Origin of the sequence: Paenibacillus sp. DP01 (assembly GCF_044784315.1) — a bacterium.
In the GTDB taxonomy this organism is placed as follows: Bacteria; Bacillota; Bacilli; order Paenibacillales; family Paenibacillaceae; genus Paenibacillus; species Paenibacillus polymyxa.
The window spans coordinates 844,193-869,834 of sequence record NZ_CP173059.1 but is presented as its reverse complement, the minus strand read 5'-3'; the positions used below and the strand labels follow the sequence as shown (position 1 = coordinate 869,834).

The following is a 25,642-nucleotide window of genomic DNA, read 5'->3' as shown; positions in this document are numbered from 1 at the left end:
GATAGGATGTCAGAAACGATTGTGGTTGAAGCAGGTACCGATGCAGGAACAGATGCGGTGATCCGTGCCTCCTGGTTTCCCGCTAAAAATACGGCCAAAAGCCTGCTCATCATCGCTCATGGCTACAAAGGATTTAAGGATTGGGGTATGTTCCCCTTTATAGCAGAAGCATTGAGTATGGATAACCATGTGGTAACCTTCAACTTTTCACATAATGGCATAGGTGAGGATCTGGAGAATTTTACCGAGCTGGAAAAGTTCGCACGCAATACCTATAGCCGCGAACAAGAAGATTTGGTACTATTGCTGTCCAATCTGAGAGCACGCCATGAATTCAGAGAATTGCCGTTGCTTCTGTTAGGACATAGCCGAGGTGCGGGAAGCTGCTTTGTATATGCTCTAGATCATCCCGGCGAGATTGCTGGCGTCATTTCATGGAATGGCGTAACAGATCTTGATCTGTTTACTTTACCGCAAAAAGAAGAAATGCGTTCCAAGGGACGCAGCTATGTGCAAAACGCCAGAACCGGGCAACAGCTTCCGCTGGATGCTGTCATACTGGACGACCTGGAGCACAATCGCGAGCGTTTTGCCATTGTAGACAGACTTGCCAACAGCCAGCTCCCAGTTGTGCTTATTCAGGGAACCGAAGACTCCAAACGTCTACGGGAAGGCTCTGCCCAGCTCACCTCCGTTCGTCCCGATATCGAGTGGGTACAAATTCAAGGCGGCAATCATACTTTTAACACGGTTCACCCATTCCAGGGAAGCAGTCTTCAACTGGATCAGGCGATTACCGAAACCCGCCGCTTCATTGACTGGATCACCAATTAGGCAATAGCCCCTACAATACAAACGGCGATCCGCCGGGCGGATCGCCGCATTTATTTAGTTTAGCATTTTACAAATCCAAAATGATTCATACTTACACTCCTGGAATGCTTGTCCGCTTATGTGCTGTACGTGTAAAATAGCTTTCCAGCTTTTCGCGGGCCGCCGGATCAATTTCCTTGCCTTCCAGATAGTCGCTGTTTGCTTCGTAGGAGATTCCCAGTTCCTTTTCATCCGTCTGGCCTTCCCACAATCCTGCTGTAGGCGCTTTGTCCAAAATAGCCTGCGGAACTCCAAGATAGCTGGCTAACAAACGTACCTGACGTTTGTTGAGCGTACTGAGCGGTGTAATATCGACTGCACCATCACCCCATTTGGTATAAAAGCCTGTAATGGCTTCTGAAGCATGATCTGTACCCACGACGAGCAGGTTCAGTTCATTCGCGAGTGCGTACTGAACCACCATACGTGTTCTTGCCTTTACATTCCCTCTCACTTGCGGAGTGATGGAACGTTCCAGACCCATATCCTTTAATGCATGCTCCACTTCCACGGCAACCTCATCCACGGCTTCCTTAATGTTCGTTTCCCCAGCATATTTCAAATTGAACGCTTTAGCCACTGCGTAGCTATGATCGATATCTTCCTGTTGACCATATGGCTGGAATACACCTAGCGTTTTGTATTCTTGCCCTTGCTCCTGCGTCAACTCATCTGTAGCCTGCTGGCACAAGGCGGCAGCTACGGCACTGTCAATCCCGCCACTAATGGCGATCAACAGCCCTTTGCTTCCTGTTTTTGTTACGTACGACTTGAGGAAATCCACACGCTTGCGGACCTCCGCCTCTACGTTGATCGTAGGCTGTACTCCCAATTCAGCAATAATCTGTTCCTGCAAACTCATCAGATAAGCACCTCTTTTTTAGGAATTTCCTTCACAAGCCAACACGCAAAAGCCCCGGCAAGTTTCGCAGGCGAAAAATGCGGGGGCATAGCTTGAGCAGTCTTACCGGCAAAAACGGTCAAATGCACCGGTCAAATCAGCAGCAATCTGATCTGCCGAACGATCTTCGATCTGATGACGCTCGATGAAGTGAACCAGTTCGCCGTCTTTCAGCAGCGCGATCGAAGGGGAAGATGGCGGATACGGTGCGAAAAATTCGCGAGCCTTCGCCGTTGCTTCCTTATCCTGTCCCGCAAAAACCGTATACAGATGATCCGGCGTAATATCATGCTTCAGCGCTTCAGCTATACCCGGGCGGCATTGGCCTGCGGCACAACCGCATACCGAGTTCACAACCACCAGCACTGTACCTTTAGCATCAGGCAGCTTGGCCTCCACATCTTCAGAAGTACGCAATTCCTGAATCCCAAGATTCGTCAGTTCATCGCGCATAGGCTGAACTGAATCTCTCATATATTGATCGAAAGACATAGACATATTCTTTCACTCCTTTTCATTAAATCATGTATACTACGTTTCTAATTTCATCCTGTGCCGTAGTAAAGGCATGGACATCTAAAGCCCATTATACAATCTTTTTCACGTAATTTGCAAAAAATCCGGTTACATCTTTGCACAATTATTTCTGTATCGAATTTATGACAGGAGGCTCAGAATGCTCCCGATAAGTCGGAATGGTTCTGCGCAGACGGACTTTAAACTGTGTGCCCATTCCCTCCACCGAATCTACGGCAATCGTACCGTGATGACGCTCCACTATACTTTGACATAAGGCCAGACCCAAACCTGTACCTTTCGTTTTGGTTGTATAAAAAGGCTGGAACAGCTTTTCAAGCTGTTTTGGCGGAATTCCCGGACCTGTATCCCTCACTTCCAGTTCGACAAAATCCCCTTCCTCATGAGTAGAAATGGTCAGCATGCCCTTTTCCCCCATAGCTTCCATCGCATTACGCGATAAATTAAGCAGCAATTGCTTGATCTCCTTAGGGTTCAGATGCAGCATCGTTACATGATCCTCCAGCTTTAACTCAATCGTCTGTCCCCTCAGGTTGGCATCTGCCCACAATAGAGGTGTTAGTTCACGAATGATGTCATGCAGATGACACTGCTCCTTCTCGACAATCCGATTCTGGGCCAGAGAAAGAAAATCATTAATAATCCCATTCGCCCGATCCAGCTCCTCCATTACGATGCGGTAGTAATGGCCTAGAGAATCAGGGCTTTTCTCGCGCATAAGCTGTAAAAACCCGCGCACAACCGCCATCGGATTACGTATTTCATGAGTAATGCCCGCGGCCATCTGCCCGACCAGACTGAGCCTCTCAAAATTGCCCAGCTCACTGCGGAGCGTCTCCAGCTCTGTAATGTCCTGCAAGGCGATAATTACGCCTGTGGTTTGATTCATATGTTTATCCCGAAAAGGGAGGAAACTTGAAAAGAATACTTTGGGAGATACATTTATAAAATCAGCGCCTGCTTCTCCTTCCAATGCTTTCGCAACTCGTTCGTTAACTACAGGCGAAGCGCTAAAACCGTACAACGTGTTTAAAGGACGCCCTACGACCTCAGGCAGCGTAATATAGGGATCGAAGTCCCGGTAGAGCTCCAGCATCGTTTTGTTCATATGTATAACTCGTTCTTCGCTGTCCAAAGTAACAAGAGATAACGGCATCAAATCCATGACTTGACGCAGCTTATCCACTTCGATTAAATATTTGCTCGTAAACTCAGTTACATCTCGCCGCAGCGTCAGTTTCTCAAAGGAATTATGCATCAGACTTACGACCGCAAAACTTGCCAACACACCTACAGCAACATTCCAAAACGTTGTAAGCAGATCAGGAATGTATACTGAAATGTTCTGTTTGCCCCACAATAGCGGTAATAAAGCCTTAAGCAGCATATCAGCCACAACATATGTGAAAATTACGAGCTTTTTGTCCAACAATGTTCCTCTTTGAAAAAACTTGACATGCAGTAGCATAAAAGGAAAAAGGATAAAAGCAGTGCCCACATACATTGGGGACATTTCTATCGACTGCGCTATAATTAGGACACCCGTCAATGCAGAAGCAGCGAGTACAAAGGAAGTGCGACGTGTACCGTACATGACGCCCACAGTAAGGGGAATAATACCGAGATTGGAAGGTAGGCCATATGGAGGCTGGTATTGAAAGAGCGAACATAGCAATATGGCTGGCAAGCAACACAAATAAAGTATGCCTTGATGAGGTCCGGGAAGCAGATGGCCTGCCCAAACCTTTTTCTTGTCTCCATAATCCGTTAATATAGAGAAAAAACCCGCCGATATAACGGCAAGGAGAACTTGGAGCACACTTTCCTTTAACGCAATTAACAAGGACTTCTCCCCCTCATCATCTTTCCTTGACGCCGTTAGTTGAATTAAAGCACAGGCTACAATATATTACAATATATGTGTTAAAATCCCGGTGTAGAACGACAAATTCTGCTAAATACCGGATATATATAAGAGGATCGTTTTTACGTTTTTTTACTTACTCCTATAAAATAGAAGATATACACAGCTACTGTGCTCAGAGTCTATCTAAAGAGACGGGATTACGATATGATGGAAAATTTGTTACGCGATTCTGAATTTTTTGAAAATTTGTCGACGAAAAGGAAGAGGTTTATGACTTACGACGTAATTGTGATCGGAGGCGGCTCAGCCGGCTTAATGGCCGCGGCGGCTGCTAGTGGCGAGGGCGCCAAGGTGCTTTTAGTGGAAAAGGGAAATAAACTCGGACGAAAGCTGGGGATCTCCGGCGGAGGTCGCTGCAATGTCACGAATGCAAAAGAGCTGGATGAACTCATTCGCCACATTCCCGGCAATGGCCGTTTTCTGCACAGTGCCCTGGCTGCTTTCGGCAATCGGGATATCATCGCCTTCTTTGAACAACTAGGTATAGCCTTAAAGGAAGAAGACAACGGGCGCATGTTCCCAGTGACGGACAAAGCCAAAACGGTCGTAGACGCTTTGATTAATAAGGTACGCTCTCAAGGAGTCGAAATTCGGACAAGCTGTCCTGTTCAAGAAGTGATTTACAAAGAAGGTCATACGGCTGGCGTGCGGCTGCGTTCCGGTGAAATGCTGCGTAGCCGTAACGTCATAGTCGCTGTCGGTGGCAAGTCCGTCCCTCATACAGGCTCGGAAGGTGACGGCTATGCATGGGCAGAGCAAGCAGGGCATACCATTACGGAACTATATCCAACAGAGGTCCCTCTAACGTCAGGCGAGACATTCATCCAGACAAAAGAGCTTCAGGGACTCTCCTTACGAAACATCAGCCTGACCGTATGGAATGCGAAACAAAAGAAGGTTGTCGTTCATGAAGGAGATATGATTTTCACACATTTTGGTTTGTCTGGTCCAACTGCTTTGCGTTGCAGTCAGTTTGTCGTCAAGGGAATGAAAAAAGATAAGGTAAACACGGTGTTATTAACTCTCGATTTACAGCCTCATAAACATGCTGATGAAGTCTACCGTGAGACGCTGGAACTGGCATCGGTCGATGCAAAAAAGGCGATCAAAAACGTACTTAAGTCTTATTTACCGGAACGCATGATTCCGTTATTGCTTCAGCAAGCTGAACTGCGTGAAGATTTGACCTATGATCATATTCCCAAGCAGCAATGGCAAGAACTCGCCCAGCGAATCAAGGCGTTTCCCATTCGTGTGAATGGTACGCTCTCTCTAAAGGAAGCATTTGTTACCGGGGGCGGTGTGAACTTGAAGGAAATTAATCCGAAAACAATGGAATCCAAGCTGATGCCTGGATTGTTTTTCTGCGGTGAGATTCTGGATATTCACGGCTACACTGGAGGCTATAATATTACGGCTGCGTTTACGACAGGGCATACAGCAGGGACGCAAGCGGCCGTAAACACTTAAGACGCTGCGCTACAACCCGCCATTACAACCGCGTTTTTTAGGACAAGGAAATTAAAAAGACTTAAATCAGTTGCATTGCTGATTTAAGTCTTTTTTTGAGTCGTCGCGTATTGAACAAACTCTATCTTGTTTTGACGTTTACCGCTATGCCTATACCTCAATAATGATAGGTAAAATCATAGGTCTTCTCTTGGTCTGGCTGTAAATAAACTGACCCACATTATCTTTTAACATCTGCTTAATCAGGCCCCACTGACTCATTTCGATTTCTGTTAACTCGTTCACTGTGGTCATAATCGTGTCGCGAATCTGATTCATCAACTCTTCGGAATCCTTAACATATACAAAGCCTCTGGATATAACCTCTGGCGCAGCGAGCATTTGCTTCTCGTTTTTGCTCAGAGTCATCACAATAATCAGCATACCGTCTGAGGAAAGTTTTTTACGGTCCCGCAGTACAATATTACCTACATCACCAGTTACCAGCCCGTCTACCAGGCTATTGCCGGATGGTACTTTGGGACCCAAGGATGCCCTTCCCTCTGCGATTTGAATCGTCTCACCGTTTTGGACGATAAATACGTTCTCCATCGGAATCCCTACTGACTCTGCTAGCTGACGATGCTGATGCAGCATTCTGAATTCACCATGTATAGGAATCAAATACTGGGGTTTCATTAGGGTCATCATTAATTTTAACTCTTCTTGGCTGCCATGACCGGATACGTGCATCCCCGTGGCGCTGCCCGATCCATAAATCACGTTGGCGCCCAGTACGTACAGGTTATCGATGACTTGGGAAAGATTTCGTTCATTCCCGGGTATAGCTCCTGCAGCGATGATCACAGTATCACCAGGCAAAATTTCGATTTTGGGATGCAGAGAATTGGCAAGTCGGGACAGTGCAGCCATCGGTTCCCCCTGACTTCCTGTACATAATACTGCAATTTCTTCTGCAGGATACCGCTCCGTTTCTCCAGCCTCAATCAACAAGTCCTCCGGCATGTGCAAGAATCCCAACTCCTTAGCCACGGACACCACATTGATCATACTGCGTCCCAGTAAAACAAGTTTTCTGCCTGTCTCCACAGCCGCATCAATGACCTGTTGGACACGGTTAACATTGGAAGCAAATGTAGAAATGAAAACTTGCTGTTTGGCTCTGGCGAAAGCGTCCAAAATATGCCCGCCAACCAAACGCTCCGAAGGAGTAAAGCCTGGTCTTTCGGCATTTGTACTTTCGGAAAGAAGCACTTTAACTCCTTGTTTTCCAATCTCAGCCATGCGATGAAGGTCAGGGAAAGGTCCGCTGACAGGAGACATGTCGAATTTAAAATCCCCGGTATGAACCACATTTCCTTCTGGTGTCTTGAAAAAGACGCCCAAGCAATCAGGGATGCTGTGTACAGTGGTGAAAAAGGATGCCTGAATCGAACCCGCCTGAATCGTTGAATCCGCATCTATAAGATGAAGCTCAGCATCACGTAAAAGGTTATGTTCCTTTAGCTTAATTTTAATCAATTCGATAGTGAGTTTTGTGCCATATACGGGGATATTAATCTGCTTCAGTAAATAAGGAATTCCCCCAATGTGATCCTCATGGCCATGCGTTACAATGAGCGCTCTGACTTTATCCTGATTCTCCTGTAGATAGGTGACATCTGGTACAATGAGGTCAATACCAGGCAAATTTTCATTAGGAAACTTGGAACCACAATCAATGACGACAATATCCTGTTCATATTGGATAAGGTACATATTTTTACCAATCTCATTAACACCGCCTAAAGCAGCAATGAGTAATCTGTTATCAGCAAGCATCAAGTTTATTTCCTCCTTAGGAAAATGCTATCCATATTATTTATTTTCCACGTAAACTTATACACCCTATGGGGAAAGAAATGAGTAGCCTTCCTACATAAGAGAGGACTTGTTTCACCAACACAAAAAGAAACCCTTGTCTCTAACAGACAGGGGCCCTCACTTGATTGATTAGATACCCACCGCAGCCGATATAGCAGCAAAAATAGCAGCAATCAGCCATAGGATCGGGAATAGTTTGAAGATTACCTTCAGCCACTGTCCAAAGCTGATCCGGGCAATGGCCAATCCTGCCAGCAACACTCCGCCTGTGGGTGAAATGAGATTGGTTAACCCGTTACCAAATTGGTACGCTGTGACTACAGCTTCACGATTGATGCCTACAAGATCGCCAAGCGGTGCAAGTACAGGCATGGTTAGTGCAGCTTCCCCTGAAGAAGAGGGAACGAGGAAAGTAATGATATTATGCGCAAGCAGCATAATAGTCGTGAATAAATAACTTGGCAATCCTTCCAGGACGCTTGCAAGTGCATTCAATACGGTATCTATAATCATCCCCTGTTCTGCGATAATCAGAATTCCGCGGGCGAGGCCTATGATCACCGCGGCGTAGATAAATTCACCGCATCCTTTTACAAAATTCTCAGCTATTTCCTTCTGACTCATTTTGGTGACAACCCCAACAAAAATACCAAGGGCAAAGAAAAGGGCGCCGATCTCCGTCATATACCAGCCTTTGACCAAAATCCCCCAAACAATTGCTCCAAGCGTTAAAATAAATCCACCTATAATTAATTTGTCCCCAAATGTGAAGACGACGTCCTCATCTGTGCTTTCCTTTATAAACTGCTCGCGGTTTATAATATCACTCTGAAACACGATGGATTTCTCTGGATTTCGCTTAACCCGGTGCGCATACCACATCGTAAAAGCAATAGAAATCGCCGTAAATACAAGCCATTCGATAAATCTCAGCCAGAGCTGAGGATTCCCCTCCACTCCTGCGATCCCCTGGGCAATCAACACCGAAAATGGATTGACCGTCGAACCAACATAGCCAATTTGCGTTCCCAGAAATAAAATAAGAATCGCTGTCATAGAGTCAAAACCCAAGGCAAACATTAACGGAATGAAAATCGCATAAAGTGGGATAATTTCTTCACTCATCCCAAAAGTAGAACCTCCGAGACTGAAGATCACCATAGCAATGGGAATAAGCAAAATCCCCTTATTCTTTAGCCGCCTGGCAAGAGCTGTCAGCGCACGATCAATGGCCCCTGTCTGCAGAATAATACCGAAGGAGCCGCCTACGATAAGAACAAAAGAGACAACATCGGCGGCATTGATAATCCCCTCAATCGGGGCGCTAAGGATTTGGGGGATACCCTGTCTCAAATCACCGTTCTCCCCCGTTTTGGGTACAGAGTGATAGGTTCCTGAAACGATTGCCGTTTTGGTCACACCGTTCACTGTCACTTCATGACGCTCAAATTGACCACTGGGTACAATCCATGTCAACGCGGCGACTGTAATAATAATCAAAAATATTAAGGTATAGCTATGGGGCAAGGATAATTTCAATTTCTTATTCGTGATGTTCATGTTTATCCCTCATTCCAAGAATGGTTATACGTAACCTTCCCTCCCATAATGGTCAATATCACTTGGGCATCCCTGATGTCATCAGCGGATGCATTAAGGAGGTCGCGGTCAAAAACGGCGATGTCAGCATATTTTCCAGCCTCCAGCGTACCTGTCACCTCTTCCATATAACAATGTTTGGCTCCATTAATTGTCCATGCCTTTAAAACTTCGGATGGCGGCATTCCTTGGTCAGGATACCAACCTCCAGCACGCGAGCCATCCGGGAATAATCGGTGAGAGGCTGCATACAGCGAATCGGGGACACTGGTGATAAATAAAGGCAAATCAGTACCTATGGTGATCGGCACGTTAGCTTCCAGCATGGACTTATAATTATAAAAGCGGCTTTCATTCTGTTTGCCTGCCACTGCAGACATATAAGCCTCTTCGTAAGAGGGATTGAGCAGCAGAATCTGGGCATAGACCTCGGCAAAAATTTCGTTCTCTCCCATTCTGGTCAGATCATCTGGATGAGGATACTCCAGATCACTGATCGAATGTCTGATAAGGTGATTGCCCTGCTGCAAGCGGCATTTTTCAATCATGGATACTGCTTGGCGAATTGCTGCATCGCCTTCTGCAGTTAGGCAGCATTTGATCCCCTGGCTGTCCGCTTCCAGAACAGAGGCTTCAATCTTCTCATAATCAACTGTCCTCAAATTCGTCACCCCAGGCATATCTGCGTAAGGCTCCAACATGTCCCCTGTATGATCTGCTACAACGCCGTCAAGCATCAGCTTGTAACCTTGGAAACGAATAAGGTCTCCATTGTAAAGTGCTTTATATTTGATACCAATGTTCATATCAAACGGTTCAACAACTGGTTCCAGCGAGAAATGAAATCTCAGTGGCAATTCACCTGTTTCTTTCAATTCTTCTAGAATGGGAAGCAGCTCGCTATGCCGGTCAAAGCCAATATCTTTTATAGAAGTAACTCCTCGTGCAGCCAGCATACGGCAAAATTCCATAAACTCTTGTTGGACAAGGCTACGGTCCTGCATCATAACTTGGAGCAGTAAAGCTCGTGCTTCGGCACTGCATTGATCCGGCGAAAACCGATATCTCTCCTCAGCCAATCGGTTCATCCAGCAGTAGCTTTTATTTTGGTTAATGGCGATGACCGACCGATCGGGAAACAATCTATCCAATAAGCTTGGCTCAGGCAGCTTCCCCCATCTGTCCTCGCTCCAACCGTAAGCGGTTACATCTTTCCCTGGCGGAAGGTTGTTTGCCTCTTGTAGCAAGAGTTCCATTGCTTCTTCACTGGAGGCCGTATGCGCCAGATCCACGCCCCGATGCATTGACATGTATCCGGTAAAAAATACATGGTTGTCATGGATTCCCGGCATGATAAAGGCATCGCCCAGATCATAGACAACCGTTTCGGCTCCTATCCAGGCTTGTGCCTCTTCCGGACGCCCCACCGCTGCAATACGTTCTCCTCGGACTGCAACAAATCCGGGCGAAGCTTCATCTTCCAATCCATTAAAAATAGCATGGGAGAGTAAAACTTTGTCTGCTAATGTATCGTTCTTCCCTCGCACAGTTTCACCACCTCACGATTGATTCATCTAACAGCATAACGTAATATAACGTTATGTTGGAGCTTCTGCTTCTCCCTACTGGATGGAAGCAGAAGCCACACATACCTGAACTACCTTGCATAACAGGCAACGGATTATATGGAGAATTGATAACGGTCTCCGATGATGTACTGCTTTCCTACATGAACCGGGCTTCCATGCTGGTCATAGATCATTGTATGCATGTAAAACAACGCCTGTCCGATCGCTGTCTCCAGCAGCTTGGCCTGATTTTCATCCGCCAAAGCAATTTGTAATATCGTCTCTCCCGGCTGGTTAGGATCAATGCTGTATTTTTGCCGCAGCAGCTCGTATACAGACCCCTCCAACTGCTCGTTCATTAGAAATGCAAAACGGTCATAAGGATAAAAATTGTTTTCCAGCATCAGGGGGCGATCATCCGCATATCTTTTACGCTGGATAAATAGCACCTTTTCTCCTGGCGATAGCTGCAACTGATGTGCAATTTCCTCATCTGCTTCTACGATTTCACGTTTTGTGACCACACTATGTGAAGAAAGACCATTGGACTTGCAAGCAGCCGTAAAGCTGATGACATGTTCAATCTTCCGTCCAATTTTGGGGATGTTGACAAAGGTGCCCTTTCCCTGACGTTTGGTCAGATATCCTTCATGAACTAATTCGGCGATTGCTTTTCTTACGGTAATACGACTTACATTATACATCTCGCTTAACTCTGTTTCGGTCGGTATACGGCTTCCCTGCGTAAATGTTCCATTATGAATAGCGGTTTTGACCGCTTTTTGTAATTGAATATATAATGGCTCCGCTTGGTCTGAATTTAACATCATGTACCCTCACTTGTCATATAACGTTATATCACTCTCACTTAGAGTATCAAAGGTTACATATTCTTACAAGTGAAGATATTCGAAAAAGATCGTCAATAATGAACGCCGTATCCGAAGGAACCTTCTACCAGACAGCTCTGGGCGGCAAGCCTTGAGCCTTCTGCCATAGCATCCTGCATGTTGCCTTTTTCCAAAAAGCTTAGTAAAAAAGCAGTTATATAAGAGTCGCCTGCCCCCATGGTATCCACAGCGTCAACGGAATCAGGCATTTGAAAATAGAACTTCGTACCATCATAGGCGATGGATCGGTCACCGCCACGTGTGGCGACCAGAATTTGTCCCTCTTTTTTTCGATTGGAGCGGATATAATTCTGTGTCTCTTCATCCGTCATATGGCTGCAAGAGAAAAATGCAAAATCGGCATACGTAATATTTTGTTCTACTTGTGTATCTGTAAAATCATCTGAAAAATCAAAAGAAATAGGGATTCCTAGCGTCTCTAATTCAGGCAGCAAGTGACCTGTATGACTGTACAAGCCAGTATGAATTAGGTCGAACCCGCCAAGATAGTTCCTGTCATCTTCGCTCAATTCCAATGGATGAAGACGTGTCACTCCCCCCTCATTACTGCCGAGAAATACTCTGTCTCCATCTTCCAGGGTTACACGTGCGCAGCCGTTCTCACCGCTGTGATATCTGCACCGTGAAATATCAATGTCAAGCTCACGCAGGGTGTGTTCTACATGCCGTGCTTCGTTGTCGTCCCCAAACACGCCTATAAAGGCTGCATCCACTCCCGCTTTTTTGGCAAACACACTAAAATTAAGCGCATTGCCGCCAGGGTACATCATACGCAGATGAACATATTTATCTACCACATTATCGCCAATGCCTAGAACCTTCATGATGGTTTCCTCCTGTTGGTAGGTGCGCTTAGTAAGCTACTTTGCCCATATAACGGCGAGTTTCCAATGGGTGATTGCGTACATTTGCTAGTGCTTCACGATACACACATACAATGCTGTAGAATAACACCGGGTTAAAAAACTCTACTACTTCGTCTGCAATCGTTCCGATGCCAAGCTCCTTTGCATCAATCACTTCCACTTTCTCGGCATACTGATTCAGGAAAGTCTGTGCCCGCTCATCCAGCGCTCGTGTACGTCCTTCGTTGATCATCAGAATAAATGGAGTTTCCTTATCCGTTACTTCAAACGGACCATGGAAGAATTCACCGGAATGAATAGAAGCTGCATGGAGCCATTGCATTTCCATCAGCGAGCAGATGGCAAATCCGTAAGCATGTCCATAAGACGCTCCGCTGGTCAGGATATAGAAGAGTTCCTCGTTGCGGTATCTGTCTGCGAATACTTGGGCACGTGGTTCAACTTGGACTTTGGCCCGGTTAATAATCCCATTGATTGCCCCCAATCCGTTCTGGAAAGCCGGGTAATGCGCATATCCCTCAGCGATTTGAAGCAGTTCAACCGTAAGTTCTAAAATAATGGCCATCGGGTTGTTTTTAACATCGCTCTCATCCCCCCACTCGTAGAGGAAGGAATAATCCGAATAGTTGAGCAGGGAAGCTTCACTATTGTGGGTTAAGCCGATGGTATAAGCACCTTTCTCTTTGGCTGATTTAGCAGCCGCGACCGATTCTGGAGTATTTCCACCGTGAGAGCAAACGATGACCACTGAGTGTGCCCCCAATCGTTTTGGCAATGCATGTACAAACTCATTTGCTGTATACATGCCTGCTACCAGTTTTCTTGCTTCACTATCCAGAAAATATTTTGAAGGATACATATCCACTAGTGAGCCCCCGCAGGCCACTAAATAAACCTCGGAAATCTTCCCATTCGCTTGTTCAAAAATCGTCTGAACCGTCTGTTGTACATTCATTTTTTATCTCTCCTTTTATATAACGTTATATAACGTATTGTTTACGAGATAAATATAAGCGCTTTCATTAAAAGTGTCAAGCCTCTCATTAAAAAAAGCTCTAACCCTTTTGTATAAGGATTAGAGCTCCTTTGGGATTGGATTCATTGGGTTAGCAAATAACGAGGCTGTGGCTACATATACGCACAAAAATATGGTCTTACACATGGGTTTGTCCGAATAAACTAAATGAGACTAATACATAACGTCCAATAAATAATCAAGGAGGAAAACACCATTAATACATTTATCAGTTATGTTTTTCTGGGTCTGTCTCTTTCAGCTCCCATTGGACCTATCAATGCTGCGCAATTAGATCGAGGTATTAAAAATGGATTTTGGCACGCCTGGTTTATTGGGCTAGGTGCAATCACAGCAGACATTATCTATATGATGCTTGTCTATTTGGGAATGATCCATCTTCTTAATTCCCCATTTGTCAAAGCTTTTTTATGGCTGTTTGGCTTTTTCGTGCTTGTGTATACAGGTCTTGAAAGCATCAAAAATGCTGGTGTGATTTCAGAATCCGAATTAAGGGGAAATGGAAATACCCTGACCAACTCCTTTGTAGCCGGCTTTCTGATGTCGTTGTTTAATCCTCTCTCCATCCTTTTCTGGCTTGGGATTTACGGATCCATACTGGCCAACGTCGCTAATACATATCCAGTACAACAGCTATTGATTTACAGCGGAGCGATTGTACTAGGCGTATTGGCCTGGGATGTGACGATGGCAGCCGCTTCAAGTGTTTTCCGTCGATTTCTCAGACCCGGATTGCTTAAAACCATCTCTTGGATGTCAGGTCTGTCTCTTGTAGGCTTTGGCTTTTATTTTGGTGTACAGGCATTTCAATTACTTTTTTTACGCTAACGCTTGTCTTCTTGATAAAGTTAACGAGGTTCCTTGCCGTGCTTTCGACGCACCCATTGTACAATGAAGTCACATATGGCAATTAACAAGACTAACAGCAAACTGACGTAAACCCCAGGGCGGCTAAGCTTATGAAAAAAGGCCCCTACTACAGCCAAAGCGATCAGCAATAATCCAATCCAGCGTTTGATATTGCTTGATGTGCTTGATTCCAGTAACTTACCTGAAGACAGCAAAATAAAGCACCAGTTATATAACAGCATTAAGCCCGCAGCTGTTGTAATATATTCATACACTTTTCCTGGTAGCAGCAACGATAATACGATTGCTGAAATTAATCCAACAGAGATCAAACTAAGTGCATACAGAGGATATTTGCCCTTCCACTTCCGTGAGAACAGGGTGGGCGCATCTCCTTCCTGGGCAAGAGTAATCATCATCGAAGTCTCTGCATATAGCGATGCTGTCATCGTTGAGAATCCTGCAATAATCAGGACTCCGTTAAACAAATGAGGTACAAAGGCCAGATGATCGCTACTAAGCGCAAGCACAAAAGGGCTCTCCTTCGGATTAAAAGCACTTAATGGTACCATAGATACAGCCAGCCCAATTGATAGCACATACACTACAACCAGCGTAATCAGCATGACCTTTCCTGCTTTGGGTGCTTCCTCCGGGTTTTGAAGTCGGTTAGACATAATTCCAAGCACTTCGATACCTCCGTATGCATAAAAGGCAAAAATAAAAGATGACCATAATCCTATGCCACCGGTTGGAAAAAAGTCTCTGTAGCTGAGGGGAAACTTCGGATTATATTTACTTCCTCCGATCCAGCCTGCCAAAAGCGCCACCGCTAGGACCAAAAACATCACAAGAGCCGCCATTTTAATAATGGCGAGTACATTTTCTACACGATCAAAGCCCTTATTGCCAAAAAAAACAATCACAAGCCCTAAGATCCCGAAGCATGCTGCAAAAATCCACATCGGTACCTGAGGAAACCAAAAACGTGAAAATATAGACAGCGCGGTTAGTTGACTCCCATTAATAAGCAATTCTGAGAACCAATACACCCAGCCACTGCCAAAGCCTGCCCAATTACCAAATGCTTTTTGGGCATAGGAACGGAAAGAGCCCTGTTCTGGATGATCTGCCGTCATGCGCGAAAGGGCGTCAAACACCACATACGTCCCAACTGCTGCCAAGAAGTATGCAATCAGCACAGCTGGACCACCAATGGAAATCGCTAAACTTGACCCGAGGAAGTACCCTGTACCGATAGTTCCTGCAACTCCTAACAAGCTCAGCTGCCACCATTTTAGTTTTTGATCTTTTTGTTTGCCCGCTGACGAATTGCCCATAAGAAAATCACCCTATTCTAAATTTGAGACCGATACCTTGTTTTTTCATGATTCCCTTCTTCTCCATATTTCATGTGAAGTTCATTCAATTTGTAATAAAGAAGCACCAGCAAACTCGAATAAAGCTTGCTGGTGCTTCTTTATAATTAAACGTTTCACATTTTGGGCAAAGAAAGTGCCTTGTCTGCATTTTGAATATCCATTTGAATTTGCTGATCTGGATCATAGGCGTTGTAGTAACCATTGTTCTTCATATAATTAAAAATTTGCTCATGAAGATTAACAGCTTTGTTCAATTGGTCACAAAGGACATTTCGAACTTCTGGGCTAGTGGACTCTGTTAACGCTGCGGCGTAGTTTTTGATCCCGCTTTTAGCTGAAATTAACAGATCTGAAGCAATCACCTGATCGGTCATAGGGGTCGTACCGGTTATATTCTCAATAAAAGAATTCACGTTATTCCTCCTTAAATTATACAAGCAAATTTCTAAGCTGTTGAATATCTTGTGTACCGCAACTAATGTCCTGCTGTAAAATATTTTTTAAATTTGAATCTGAGACTAAAGGAAGCATGGTTTGAGTTTTTGTGATACAAGTTGTTTTAAACGTAAGCAGCTCATGCAATTCCAATTTTTCGTGAACTCCGAGTTTTTGCAAGATCAAAACCTCCTTTCTGAACTTCTTTTGGTATTTCCTACGATTACTGCCCTTATGCACGATCCAAGAACCTTAGTTTTCACAATGTCCTTTTCAGCTTTTTCTCATTATGAAAAAAGGTTCCTTCAAACCATTAGTCATGGTTTGAAGGAACCTTTTTGTTCCAAAATGAGCAGCAAGCGTGAACACCATTATTTAGGTATGGACGCTACCTGAAAAACCGTCCACATCGTCTTCCGGTTGTTGATCAGAGCTGACGTTGTGTTCCTGTGTTGTGTTGTTCGTAAACGTTTGGGAAGAGCCGCTTTTATACGCCTCGCTCCAGTCCTCATTAATGATGTGTGCTGGAATAATCCAATCCTCCGGGCTATAACCTGGATTTTGCACACCGATATTACTTTGTTTACCTGGACGATAAGTGAGAACTCCTGTCTCAATTATACTTCCTTCATAAGCTTGGCAAATCTCTAATGCAGACAGCACATCCTGGTTCTCAACGTGAACACTGAGGCCTGTATCACCGTTCGTGCTGGCAGAGTATCCAATTTCCTTTAATGTTTCACAGGCTTGGGCGGCTTGCTGCGGATCACGAAATTGAAAACGGAAAGAACCCGTATCCATGTGCTTCATCTCCTCTGAATTTATCTTATTTTGTTATTTGGGTTCATTAGGTATGTTATTTGTTAATATAACCAATCGGAACGGTATTTTTACATTCGAAACCTTTATTTTTCAAAAATTTACCTTAAAGCTTTGAAATTAAATAATTAAAAAAGCAGCTACTGTGACAAATCGCATGTTTTCCCTACGTAAATCCCTTTATGCTAGTAGTAAGGGTATGGTTGCCCGGTCATCCGAACCGAGCGGTCAAAGGATGCCCAAATCCATACATAAAGGCGGAATGAAGATGATAGATTACCGAACATTGGTGACACAGCAATCTATGCATTTGTATAGCGTGTTTGCCAAGTCATTCAAAAGTGTAAACGAACATGCGGTTGCTGGCATCAAAACGGTGGGCTTCAACCCAACGGCCTTCGCCGTGATGGAAGTTTTATATCACAAGGGAGCACAACCAATTCAACAAATTGGAGCCAAACTGCTTCTGCAAAGCGGAAATGTCACTTATGTTATCGACAAGCTGGAGAGCCGTGGTTATTTGCACCGTCACCCGTGCGACCAAGATCGTCGTATTATATATGCAGAGTTGACGGACGAAGGACAACGCGTCATGGACGAAATTTATCCTGATTATACACGTCAGATTGAACGTGCCTTTAGCGGAATCAGCGAAACCGAAAGAGATCAACTCATCGGCTTGCTCAAAAAATTGGGCCGTAGCGCTGATAATCTGTCACCTTATCACAAATAGAATGAATAGTAATTTTAGCAACTGTTCAATTGTGAATAAAAGAACAATCCTATAGCTGTGCTAACGAAAATTTAGATTTACACAGAAAAGTCCACCCTTATATTTATGGGTGGACTTTATATATACCTGAGCGAAATATGCCTAAGCTTACGAGCAGCATAAGACCTGTTATCGACTAAAATGTTTGATCACTACATTATTGAAAATAGCCTTACCGCCATCTGAAAAAAGAGTAATTCCCTGATCCTCTAAGCGTGGAAATATTAAGGAGGAATAAGCTACTTCTCCATCATCTACAAAGACTTCGATGCTGGTTTTATCGACAAGAATCTTCAAGTGGACATTTTTTTTATTGGTATCAAAAGGCGCCTTACTCTCTACATATTTACCACTCTGATCCGGCTGCCCTGTGTTCGCTCTGTTTACATAAGAGTATTGACCCTCCACCGAAACACCCACATCTACATGACGCTTGCCATCCGCAGACTCTCGAAGTCTCAAGCCTGTATTTTTGATCGTTGACCAAGATACATCTGCTTCTAACTGATAGGCATCACCTGCTACCGGAAGCTTGTGGGTCCCCTCTACTTGGATCTTCCCCAATGACTCCGTTGCAGTTGGGAATTGCTCCAAAGCTGATACAGGCTGTGAAACCAAGCGATAGCCGACATCAGTTGTACGCTTCAACCGAATTTGGCGAACAACCGAATCCATGCCATTAAAGCCTTCCTTCAGAGTAGGCGTGTTGTTGGCATAATCCCAATTGTTCATCCAGGCCAGCGCATAACGGTGACTGTATTGGTCTTTGGCTTTACCGTCCTCGAACGTAACCGCACCATACCAGTCAAAGCCATAATCCAGCCAATCAGGATCATTGCGATCAGGGAGAAATGCTTCTCCATTAAAATTTCCCGCCCAGTAGGCATACGTATTGGGTCCGCCGGTTGGTTTACTATTGGCGCTTGCACCTAGAATCCATTGATAGGTCCCATCATCCGCGCGCATCTGGTAAAGGTCAGGACATTCTACAAGTCCGATATTTTCCGTTTGAAAGCCGCTCGTAAACTGCCAATCCTTTAAATTTTTCGACTTATAAAAGCCAATCTTCGTTCCCTCCGCCATGACCATCACCCATTGATTACGTTGAATATCCCGGATGATCTTGGGATCTCTGAAATCCTTCGTGCCAGGGTTGGACATCACGGGCTTGTTGCGATAAGAAGTAAACGTCTTGCCTTTGTCCTTACTGTACCACAGAAATTGTTCCTGCTTTCCTCCATCTGCGGAGGGCTGTGTGACAATGGCTACAAGTGCGCCTTTTCCAAAACCTGCGGTGCCATTATTGTCGATCACGACCGAACCGGACCAAGGGTCTCCATTCGGATTCGTATATTTAGGAATTGCCACCCCTTCATCTTTCCAATGAACCAGGTCGGTGGATGTGGCATGTCGCCATTCTGTACCGTTCTTATGAGGGTAATCACGATTATATAAATAGTAGTAATGATATTGCCCATCCATATAAATAGGCCGCTGTGGATCATTTTTCCACTTATCCGGGACGGTAAAATGATAGGCGGCCCGATAGGTCGGTGTTGTATGCTTGCTTTGATTGGCTTGGTTTTTTGGAGCTGCTGCAGGTTTTTGAGGTTTGCCTGCATCCTGTTGGTACATACTCCACCCCATAGCTATGAAAATAGTTAAGCCTGTGATAACTACTACGGATCGTATTCCAATGTTCTTGAAAGCTTTTTTTCTCATTATGACGATCCTCCTTACCCCTCATTGCATTGTTATGTATCGTCCGACGGACGACAGATCGGTAATCTACCAAAGCTGTCGCCTTCGGACATGCTGCTTATAACTACTTATTTCTTTCCATACTCATTTTGGTTATCTTTTTTGTCATTTCCTGGATCAATCGTAATTTGACCTTGCTCCAGAATACCGTTTTTCACAACAGAGGTTTTCGAGCCTTTAATATTCAGCAGGAAGCTTGGTGCGAAAGTAGATTTGTGATCTGGGAAGAGTCCACGATTGGTCATATAACTCGAAACGACTACGTTATTGCCTTTGCCTTGCGGGATAGCAAAATGAGCATATGTCCAGGTAATATCATCACGATCCAGATCCTGATGAAGAACGAGACCGGTTCCATTCAGGGGTTTATAAGGCCCTGTCAAGGAAGTAGAAACATAACCCAACATGTAAATATCATCGTCACCGATCGCATCTACAGTCACCTTGGAACCTCTTGTACTCGTAAATAAATACCACAAACCGTTCATTTTGAACACATTTGCCCGTTCAATTTCATCTGTTACCAGATTGGATGCAAGCAAAGGGGGCATTACATTTTTCAATGTATAATCATCATTCAATTCAACGATGCCCAGTGCGCCGTTCGCCAGCTCAGCTCCTTTTTTCTTAGGACTTTGTTGCAAGTTTTGTTGCTCTTCCGTGAAGAATTTTTTATTGCCACCATAATAAGCTGAGTTTTGAAGCGATTCTTCGCCCTGGTAGCCTGTTTCTGTCCCTGTGTTGGCTTCAAATATAATATATTTGTGCCCTTGATCCTCGACATAGTGAGGGTCTCTAAGGGTATGATTATCCATATCCACTCCGACGCTTTGTTGTACATTTTGATAGGTTTTACCATCTCCACCGTCATAGATCGATTTCAAATCCTCGACTCCATCTACTTTCAGTGTCTTATCATCAGGCTGAGAGACATTAATTTGAGCTGTGCTCAAGGTTTGCTTGCCGTATAATTTGTTATTCGGATCATAGGGCTGTCTGCTGGTATAAAATAAACGTACATGTCCATCAGAGGTTAAGGTAGCAGAACCTGACCATTCTTCTGACTGATTTTTGAGAATCGGATCGTTGGAGAGCAGTTTATCATTGTCTTTAAAGACTCTACCAGCATTTTTCCAGCCGCTCAGTGAAGTATCACCCGCTTTTTGATAGAACAGATATATAAATGTATCCTCGCCTCGTTTAGGATCGCCTGCCAGTCCAAATACGATATTATATCCCTTGTAATTAGCTACTGTACCATCGGCATTTTGCAACGGCCAGCTGTCCCAAACATCCAGATCAATCTGCTTGCCTGAGCTATCGTGACCAATAGCAGAAGGAATATTCTTAATTGTAGAGGCATCGAAGGATGGAACCTCATATTTCTCTTTGCCTTGCTGTTTGAAAATATTCAGCATGTCATTACGCGTAATTTGGGTAAATGCATTGTCTGCATTGAAATCAGCCTTATCATTTTCTTTTGCAAAAGCCTGAACGCCGCCTCCTAACAGCAAGGTAGTTGCTACTGTTGCAGTGGCTGCTTTACTGAACCATTTGTTAAACTTCAAGTACTCCATCTCCCTTAATGTAATTATGCTTTCTAGTGTTGAAGCCCAACTTTTTCGTTGGCTAGGGCCATTTTATATGGTATGTCAAACGATTGATATAGACTGAAAAGCCCTATTATGTGAGGGAAGAAAACAGATTCCTCTATGAATTTCATCCTCATATTTTCCTAGTAATTTTCTGAAAATACCTATTTTTTTCATTCCTATTACATTCAGAAAAATTTGTTACTTGATTTTTTTCCGTATCCCATTTTGCTTGGTTGGTTGCTTCATTCACATGCAAAATTGTTCAAAATATACTCATAAAATGCTCGATTTGTAAGCGGGTGCAAAAAAATGGTTCCTTAGTACCCTATAGCTCAATTTAGAAACAGCTTTTTTGTTACAATTTTTTAAGACTTTTTTACCACTTTGTAACCTATATCATATGAATATATCGCAATCTCTAGGGGATTTTTTTTACTTTTTGTATATTGGGGAATTTATCGGTCCTATACGAGGTGGCTTTTTGCTAAATCAGTAGGAGAAGAGACCTTAGCATAAAGAAACAGCCCGGCCCCTTATTGGTGTACCGGACTGTCTCTTTAATATGAAAGAAGTATATTTTTTTTATGCGTGTTCTCTTTGTGGTGTCTTCACACGCTGATCTGCCTCTTCTTCCGTACCCGGTGGGCGGTTCCGCAATCCGAGGACAACAAACCAGCTAATCACCGCAATAACGACCATGATCACGAATAGGGAATGCAGACTGTTTTCCAGTACAGACCGGAGTAATCCGGCAACCTTGTCACTTAGACTTTGTGAAGCATGCGGGGCAAGCAGACCATTAATATCCTCCTGTGTAACCCCTTGCTGAGTGAGCTGTCCGTCCGCTGTCTGGGCAGCAATACGATAATTCAGCCATGAACCGAAGGCTGCAACCCCAATCGTTTGTCCCAATGTGCGCAGGAACGTATTCAAGGCTGTAGACGCGCCACGCAGCTGGAATCCGACCGAGGACTGAGCAATAATCGTGAACACGGTTATCGAGAAGCCAAATCCCAGTCCATACAATAACGTAGACAGGAACAGAAGCCAGATTGGAGTTGTTAGGTTCATCAAGGTCATGACGAAGGCTCCCAATACAATCAGAGTCAGCCCGATCAAAGAGGTTCGACGCGAGCCCAGCGTCAGCAAAATGCGTCCTCCGATCATGGAGCCGAACAACCAACCTACCGACATTGGGGCCAGCGCCAGACCAGATGAAGCGGCATCTCCACCGTGTACGCCCTGAATCCATAGTGGAAGATAACTAGTCAGCCCGATTAGCAGGGTACTGACGAGTAGTGCAGCGGCACAGGAAAAAGCGATATCCCGTATCCGAAACAGCTTCAGAGGGACCATCGGTTCCTGAGCGCGCTTTTCGATAACCAAAAACAAAACCAGAAACAAAATGGCCACGGCAGCCAAGGCCAGCAATTCAGGAGAAGTCCAGTCGATATACTGTCCCCCCAGGGCCAATACGAGCAAGAGTGCCGTCATCCCGATGGTAAAGGTAACTGCTCCCGCCACGTCGATACGTGCGGTACGCTTGCTTACCTGTTCCCGCAGGTAACGGGCGATGAAGAACATAGCCAGAAATCCAAAGGGAACGTTAAAGCCAAAAATCCATTCCCAGCCAAAATAGGTGACCACGTAACCGCCCAAGAGAGGCCCGACAAGGGAAGAAATCCCCCATACCGAGCTGATCATGCCTTGGACTTTACCACGTTCCTCCATTTTGTATATATCACCGATAATGGTAAAGGTAACAGGAATGACACCGCCTGCTCCAATCCCTTGAATGGCTCGGTATAAAATAAGCTGCTCCATACTACCAGCCAGCATACAAAGCAAAGAGCCAATCACAAATAACGAGCACCCAATTAGAAAAATGGGTTTACGGCCAAACAAATCGCTAAGCTTGCCGAAAATAGGCGTAGTTACAGCCATCGTCAACAAATATGCTGTAAAAATCCAGCTGAGCAAATTCACACTGCCCAGTTCACTAACAATTGTCGGTCCCGCCGGACCGATAACCGTTCCTTCAATCGCGGCCAGAAAGGTGGCCAATAGAACACCTGTCAGCACGAGTCCGCGCTTCATAGGTTTATCGTTTCCCAAGCAAATCACAAATCCTTTCCTTGTATAAACTGTGCTGTATCTGTACGGTTTTCCTTCCCAGCTTGAATGATTATCCGCACTGTATAATCGTAAACAGGCGGCCTATATAGGCCGCCTGTTATGTACGATGTATATATATTATTGTCTACATATCCTTAATTTTTGTCAACTGTAATCGTATGATTAATCCAGCTATCTTCCGTTTTATAGAGATACCCCTCTTCCATGCGCAGAACATGGCTGGCAAAGCGTTCAGCTATCTGCAAATCGTGGGTAATGATCAGAAAAGCCGCGCCTTCAGCAGACTGCTCTGAGCACATATGGAGCAGGATGTTTGCCCCTTCGTAATCCGTTCCCGCAGTCGGCTCATCCAAAATGTAAAGCTTTTTGGGGAGGATAAACTGTGCCGCAACGCTCAAAAGCCTTTTTTCGCCTCCACTTAGCAGATACGGCGAGACCTCCAGTCGGTGATCCAGCCTGGCGGCTGTCAGCAAGCGATGCGCCCGTTCCTCATAGGCGGCGGGAACCGGATCTCCGATCCGTAAACCAAGCTTGACCCGCACACTGTACAAGCACTCTTCCCACACCGTTGCAGCTGCAAACTGATGCTCTGGCTGCTGGAACACATAGCCGATCCCGGCGGCCAGTCGGTGAATGGGCAGCTTCGACATATCCTGCCCTTCCCACCACATGCATCCCTTCGGCGCGGGGAGCAAGCCCATAAGCAGCTTGCCCAGCGTGGTTTTGCCAGAGCCGTTCTCGCCCAGCATTACGGCTCGTTCGCCAGGCGCAAGGGCAAGACTCACGCCCTTGAGCGCCGCGCGCTGGCTGCCGGGGTAGGTGAAGGGTAATCCCTTCACCTCCAGCAACGGCTGCCCAGCGCAATAAGCTGCCGAGCCGGCATTCCCTTCCGGCTCACGCGGCATGTCTTCCCTCCCCGCGGAAGAGGGAAGCAGCCCCCAGGCTACCAGCTGCGCACCATGCTCGCGCAGCAGCTTTTCGGGCGGGCCTTGCAGCAGCATAGTCCCGCCCTTCAGCACGATGAGGCGCTGCGCTGCACGCGCACCATCATCTATGCGGCTGGACGCAGTGATCACCGTCCGGCCTGCGGCATGGAGCCGCCGACATAGCAGGACGAATTCACGTACCGCCGGCGGGTCCAACTGCGCCGCTGCGTCGTCGAACACGACCAGCGGTGTTTCAAGCGCCAGCACCGCAGCAATGGTGGTGCGTTGGCGTTGGCCTCCCGAGAGGCGCCGCACGAAGGAGCCTCGCTCGGATGCCAGGCCAACGGCCCCCAGCGCAGCGGCAAGGCGCTGCTCTATTTCTGCCGGATGTACGCGCAGGTTCTCCGGTCCAAAAGCAATTTCGTCTTCGACGATCCCCTGCACCAGCTGGGCATCCGGGTCCTGAAGCACGACGCCGACAGTGGTGGCGACCGTAGCCAATTCAGCGGTGTCGGGGTCCATCCCGAACACGGTCAGCTCGCCCGTCCGTTCGCCTTCGCCAGAACGGGACAACCCGCCATGAAGCAGCTGGCACAGCGTAGACTTTCCACTTCCACTAGCTCCAACAATGGCTACGTGCTCACCCACCGCAATGTCCAGCGTCAGACCATGTAACGCTGGCTCCAGCTGGTCATCATACCGATAGCCAAAATCCCTTAAGGAGACAGCTATTCTATTTTCTGCATCATGATCACTACGTTCATTCATAACCGAAATACCCTCGATCCCTATTGTTCAGGCTATAACTATGTAAGCCTTGGTTATGCACGTGAAGCGCGGCCCAGTTCAAAGCGTTTTAATAGACCTGTACGATTCAAGGCATCGCCTAGTATTTTTGTCAGCAGACCACACAGGATAATGCCGCTCAGGATACGAACGACCAGTGCAACCGTCAGCACCTTCCATCCCCAATGCATATAGCCAAACATATTGGCTGCCACAATAAACCACAGGGGAACCATGGCCCCGCCCACCAGCATCAGTGAAACTGTGCTCCAGCGTCGATACCGCAATAGAGCAAATACAAGCTCCGCCGCAACCATATAGCAGACAGCTGCCGCAATGATAGATGCAATCCCATAGGCAGAGCCCATAAAAGACTGCACTACCGCGCCAAAGGCATAAGCAATTACCGCCGTACCTGGCTTACGAATAATATAATAGGCCAGTAAACCATATATCATGTACAGCCCAACAATAGCGGAAGTTGCGATCGGCCCTCCCAGACTGTTTAACGTTTTGTTAATCATCGACAAATACACAGTCATGACGCCGTTCAACGTAGCCAGCATGGCCATTAACACGATATCCAGCGTTGTAAACTTGGCAAAAACACGAGATCCCTTCATATATAAT

Annotated in this window: 22 protein-coding genes; 4 read left to right on the top strand and 18 right to left on the bottom strand. The window is 45.6% G+C overall.

Going from position 1 to position 25,642, the window contains the following annotated elements:
• Window positions 1-6 precede the first annotated feature (6 nt).
• Window positions 7-834: a S9 family peptidase gene (locus tag ACH59B_RS03910; protein WP_263559888.1), complete on the top strand. Its 828-nt coding sequence runs from the start codon at window positions 7-9 to the stop codon at window positions 832-834.
• Between the two features lie 91 nt (window positions 835-925).
• Here the strand turns inward: ACH59B_RS03910 and nadE are convergent, their stop codons facing one another.
• From nadE to ACH59B_RS03895, 3 genes are all read right to left on the bottom strand, one after another.
• Window positions 926-1,735 carry an ammonia-dependent NAD(+) synthetase gene (gene nadE, locus ACH59B_RS03905; RefSeq protein ID WP_263559887.1) on the bottom strand — a complete coding sequence of 270 codons (810 nt, stop codon included), beginning with the start codon at window positions 1,733-1,735 and terminating at the stop codon, window positions 926-928.
• 102 nt (window positions 1,736-1,837) lie between these two features.
• Window positions 1,838-2,272, bottom strand: coding sequence for a BrxA/BrxB family bacilliredoxin (locus tag ACH59B_RS03900; RefSeq protein ID WP_016819348.1), 435 nt, complete (start codon window positions 2,270-2,272; stop codon window positions 1,838-1,840).
• Window positions 2,273-2,414: 142 nt separating this feature from the next.
• Complete coding sequence (locus ACH59B_RS03895; protein WP_263559886.1) at window positions 2,415-4,154, bottom strand: nitrogen regulation protein NR(II); 1,740 nt, start codon at window positions 4,152-4,154, stop codon at window positions 2,415-2,417.
• A 294-nt stretch (window positions 4,155-4,448) separates the two neighbouring features.
• On the opposite strand from ACH59B_RS03895, the gene ACH59B_RS03890 reads away from it, so the two are divergent.
• Window positions 4,449-5,708, top strand: coding sequence for an NAD(P)/FAD-dependent oxidoreductase (locus ACH59B_RS03890; protein WP_031462858.1), 1,260 nt, complete (start codon window positions 4,449-4,451; stop codon window positions 5,706-5,708).
• A gap of 150 nt (window positions 5,709-5,858) precedes the next feature.
• Here ACH59B_RS03890 and ACH59B_RS03885 read toward each other — a convergent pair whose 3' ends face one another.
• The 6 genes from ACH59B_RS03885 to ACH59B_RS03860 form a co-directional block, all read right to left on the bottom strand.
• Window positions 5,859-7,529 carry a ribonuclease J gene (locus ACH59B_RS03885; RefSeq protein WP_090891316.1) on the bottom strand — a complete coding sequence of 557 codons (1,671 nt, stop codon included), beginning with the start codon at window positions 7,527-7,529 and terminating at the stop codon, window positions 5,859-5,861.
• A 171-nt stretch (window positions 7,530-7,700) separates the two neighbouring features.
• A complete protein-coding gene (locus ACH59B_RS03880) occupies window positions 7,701-9,131 on the bottom strand; it encodes a YfcC family protein (RefSeq protein WP_102999211.1) in 1,431 nt (476 codons plus the stop codon).
• Window positions 9,132-9,133: 2 nt separating this feature from the next.
• Window positions 9,134-10,717 (bottom strand): amidohydrolase, encoded by a 1,584-nt coding sequence (locus ACH59B_RS03875; RefSeq protein WP_031462856.1) that lies wholly within the window; start codon window positions 10,715-10,717, stop codon window positions 9,134-9,136.
• A gap of 134 nt (window positions 10,718-10,851) precedes the next feature.
• Window positions 10,852-11,568: a GntR family transcriptional regulator gene (locus tag ACH59B_RS03870; protein ID WP_231124987.1), complete on the bottom strand. Its 717-nt coding sequence runs from the start codon at window positions 11,566-11,568 to the stop codon at window positions 10,852-10,854.
• A 92-nt stretch (window positions 11,569-11,660) separates the two neighbouring features.
• Complete coding sequence (locus ACH59B_RS03865; RefSeq protein WP_017428448.1) at window positions 11,661-12,473, bottom strand: fructoselysine 6-kinase; 813 nt, start codon at window positions 12,471-12,473, stop codon at window positions 11,661-11,663.
• A gap of 28 nt (window positions 12,474-12,501) precedes the next feature.
• Window positions 12,502-13,470 (bottom strand): SIS domain-containing protein, encoded by a 969-nt coding sequence (locus ACH59B_RS03860; RefSeq protein WP_103042178.1) that lies wholly within the window; start codon window positions 13,468-13,470, stop codon window positions 12,502-12,504.
• A 276-nt stretch (window positions 13,471-13,746) separates the two neighbouring features.
• Here ACH59B_RS03860 and ACH59B_RS03855 point away from each other — a divergent pair, with 276 nt between their 5' ends.
• Entirely contained in the window at window positions 13,747-14,379 is a 633-nt protein-coding gene (locus ACH59B_RS03855) for a LysE family transporter (protein WP_146032355.1), read from the top strand.
• Window positions 14,380-14,399: 20 nt separating this feature from the next.
• Here the strand turns inward: ACH59B_RS03855 and ACH59B_RS03850 are convergent, their stop codons facing one another.
• The 4 genes from ACH59B_RS03850 to ACH59B_RS03835 all read right to left on the bottom strand — a co-directional run bounded on the left by ACH59B_RS03850 (window position 14,400) and on the right by ACH59B_RS03835 (window position 17,018).
• Complete coding sequence (locus ACH59B_RS03850; RefSeq protein WP_107734926.1) at window positions 14,400-15,740, bottom strand: amino acid permease; 1,341 nt, start codon at window positions 15,738-15,740, stop codon at window positions 14,400-14,402.
• A 155-nt stretch (window positions 15,741-15,895) separates the two neighbouring features.
• On the bottom strand, window positions 15,896-16,195 hold the full coding sequence (locus tag ACH59B_RS03845) for a spore coat protein (RefSeq protein WP_019686128.1): 300 nt from the start codon (window positions 16,193-16,195) through the stop codon (window positions 15,896-15,898).
• A 16-nt stretch (window positions 16,196-16,211) separates the two neighbouring features.
• Window positions 16,212-16,397, bottom strand: a complete 186-nt coding sequence (locus ACH59B_RS03840) for a spore coat protein (protein WP_016819360.1) — start codon at window positions 16,395-16,397, stop codon at window positions 16,212-16,214.
• 195 nt (window positions 16,398-16,592) lie between these two features.
• A complete protein-coding gene (locus tag ACH59B_RS03835; RefSeq protein ID WP_016819361.1) occupies window positions 16,593-17,018 on the bottom strand; it encodes a hypothetical protein in 426 nt (141 codons plus the stop codon).
• Between the two features lie 286 nt (window positions 17,019-17,304).
• Between ACH59B_RS03835 and ACH59B_RS03830 the strand changes: the two genes are divergently transcribed.
• Window positions 17,305-17,769, top strand: coding sequence for a MarR family winged helix-turn-helix transcriptional regulator (locus ACH59B_RS03830; RefSeq protein ID WP_013369372.1), 465 nt, complete (start codon window positions 17,305-17,307; stop codon window positions 17,767-17,769).
• Between the two features lie 168 nt (window positions 17,770-17,937).
• On the opposite strand, the gene ACH59B_RS03825 is transcribed toward ACH59B_RS03830, so the two are convergent.
• The 5 genes from ACH59B_RS03825 to ACH59B_RS03805 all read right to left on the bottom strand — a co-directional run bounded on the left by ACH59B_RS03825 (window position 17,938) and on the right by ACH59B_RS03805 (window position 25,635).
• Window positions 17,938-19,530, bottom strand: a complete 1,593-nt coding sequence (locus ACH59B_RS03825) for a glycoside hydrolase family 32 protein (protein ID WP_102999215.1) — start codon at window positions 19,528-19,530, stop codon at window positions 17,938-17,940.
• Window positions 19,531-19,637: 107 nt separating this feature from the next.
• Entirely contained in the window at window positions 19,638-21,137 is a 1,500-nt protein-coding gene (locus ACH59B_RS03820) for a glycoside hydrolase family 68 protein (protein WP_019686126.1), read from the bottom strand.
• 609 nt (window positions 21,138-21,746) lie between these two features.
• On the bottom strand, window positions 21,747-23,261 hold the full coding sequence (locus tag ACH59B_RS03815) for an MDR family MFS transporter (protein WP_016819365.1): 1,515 nt from the start codon (window positions 23,259-23,261) through the stop codon (window positions 21,747-21,749).
• A 173-nt stretch (window positions 23,262-23,434) separates the two neighbouring features.
• Window positions 23,435-24,994 (bottom strand): ABC transporter ATP-binding protein, encoded by a 1,560-nt coding sequence (locus ACH59B_RS03810; protein ID WP_404303351.1) that lies wholly within the window; start codon window positions 24,992-24,994, stop codon window positions 23,435-23,437.
• Between the two features lie 53 nt (window positions 24,995-25,047).
• The gene (locus tag ACH59B_RS03805) at window positions 25,048-25,635 is read right to left on the bottom strand and encodes an ECF transporter S component (RefSeq protein ID WP_285694263.1); all 588 of its coding nucleotides are present in this window, start codon (window positions 25,633-25,635) and stop codon (window positions 25,048-25,050) included.
• Between the last annotated feature and the right edge of the window lie 7 nt (window positions 25,636-25,642).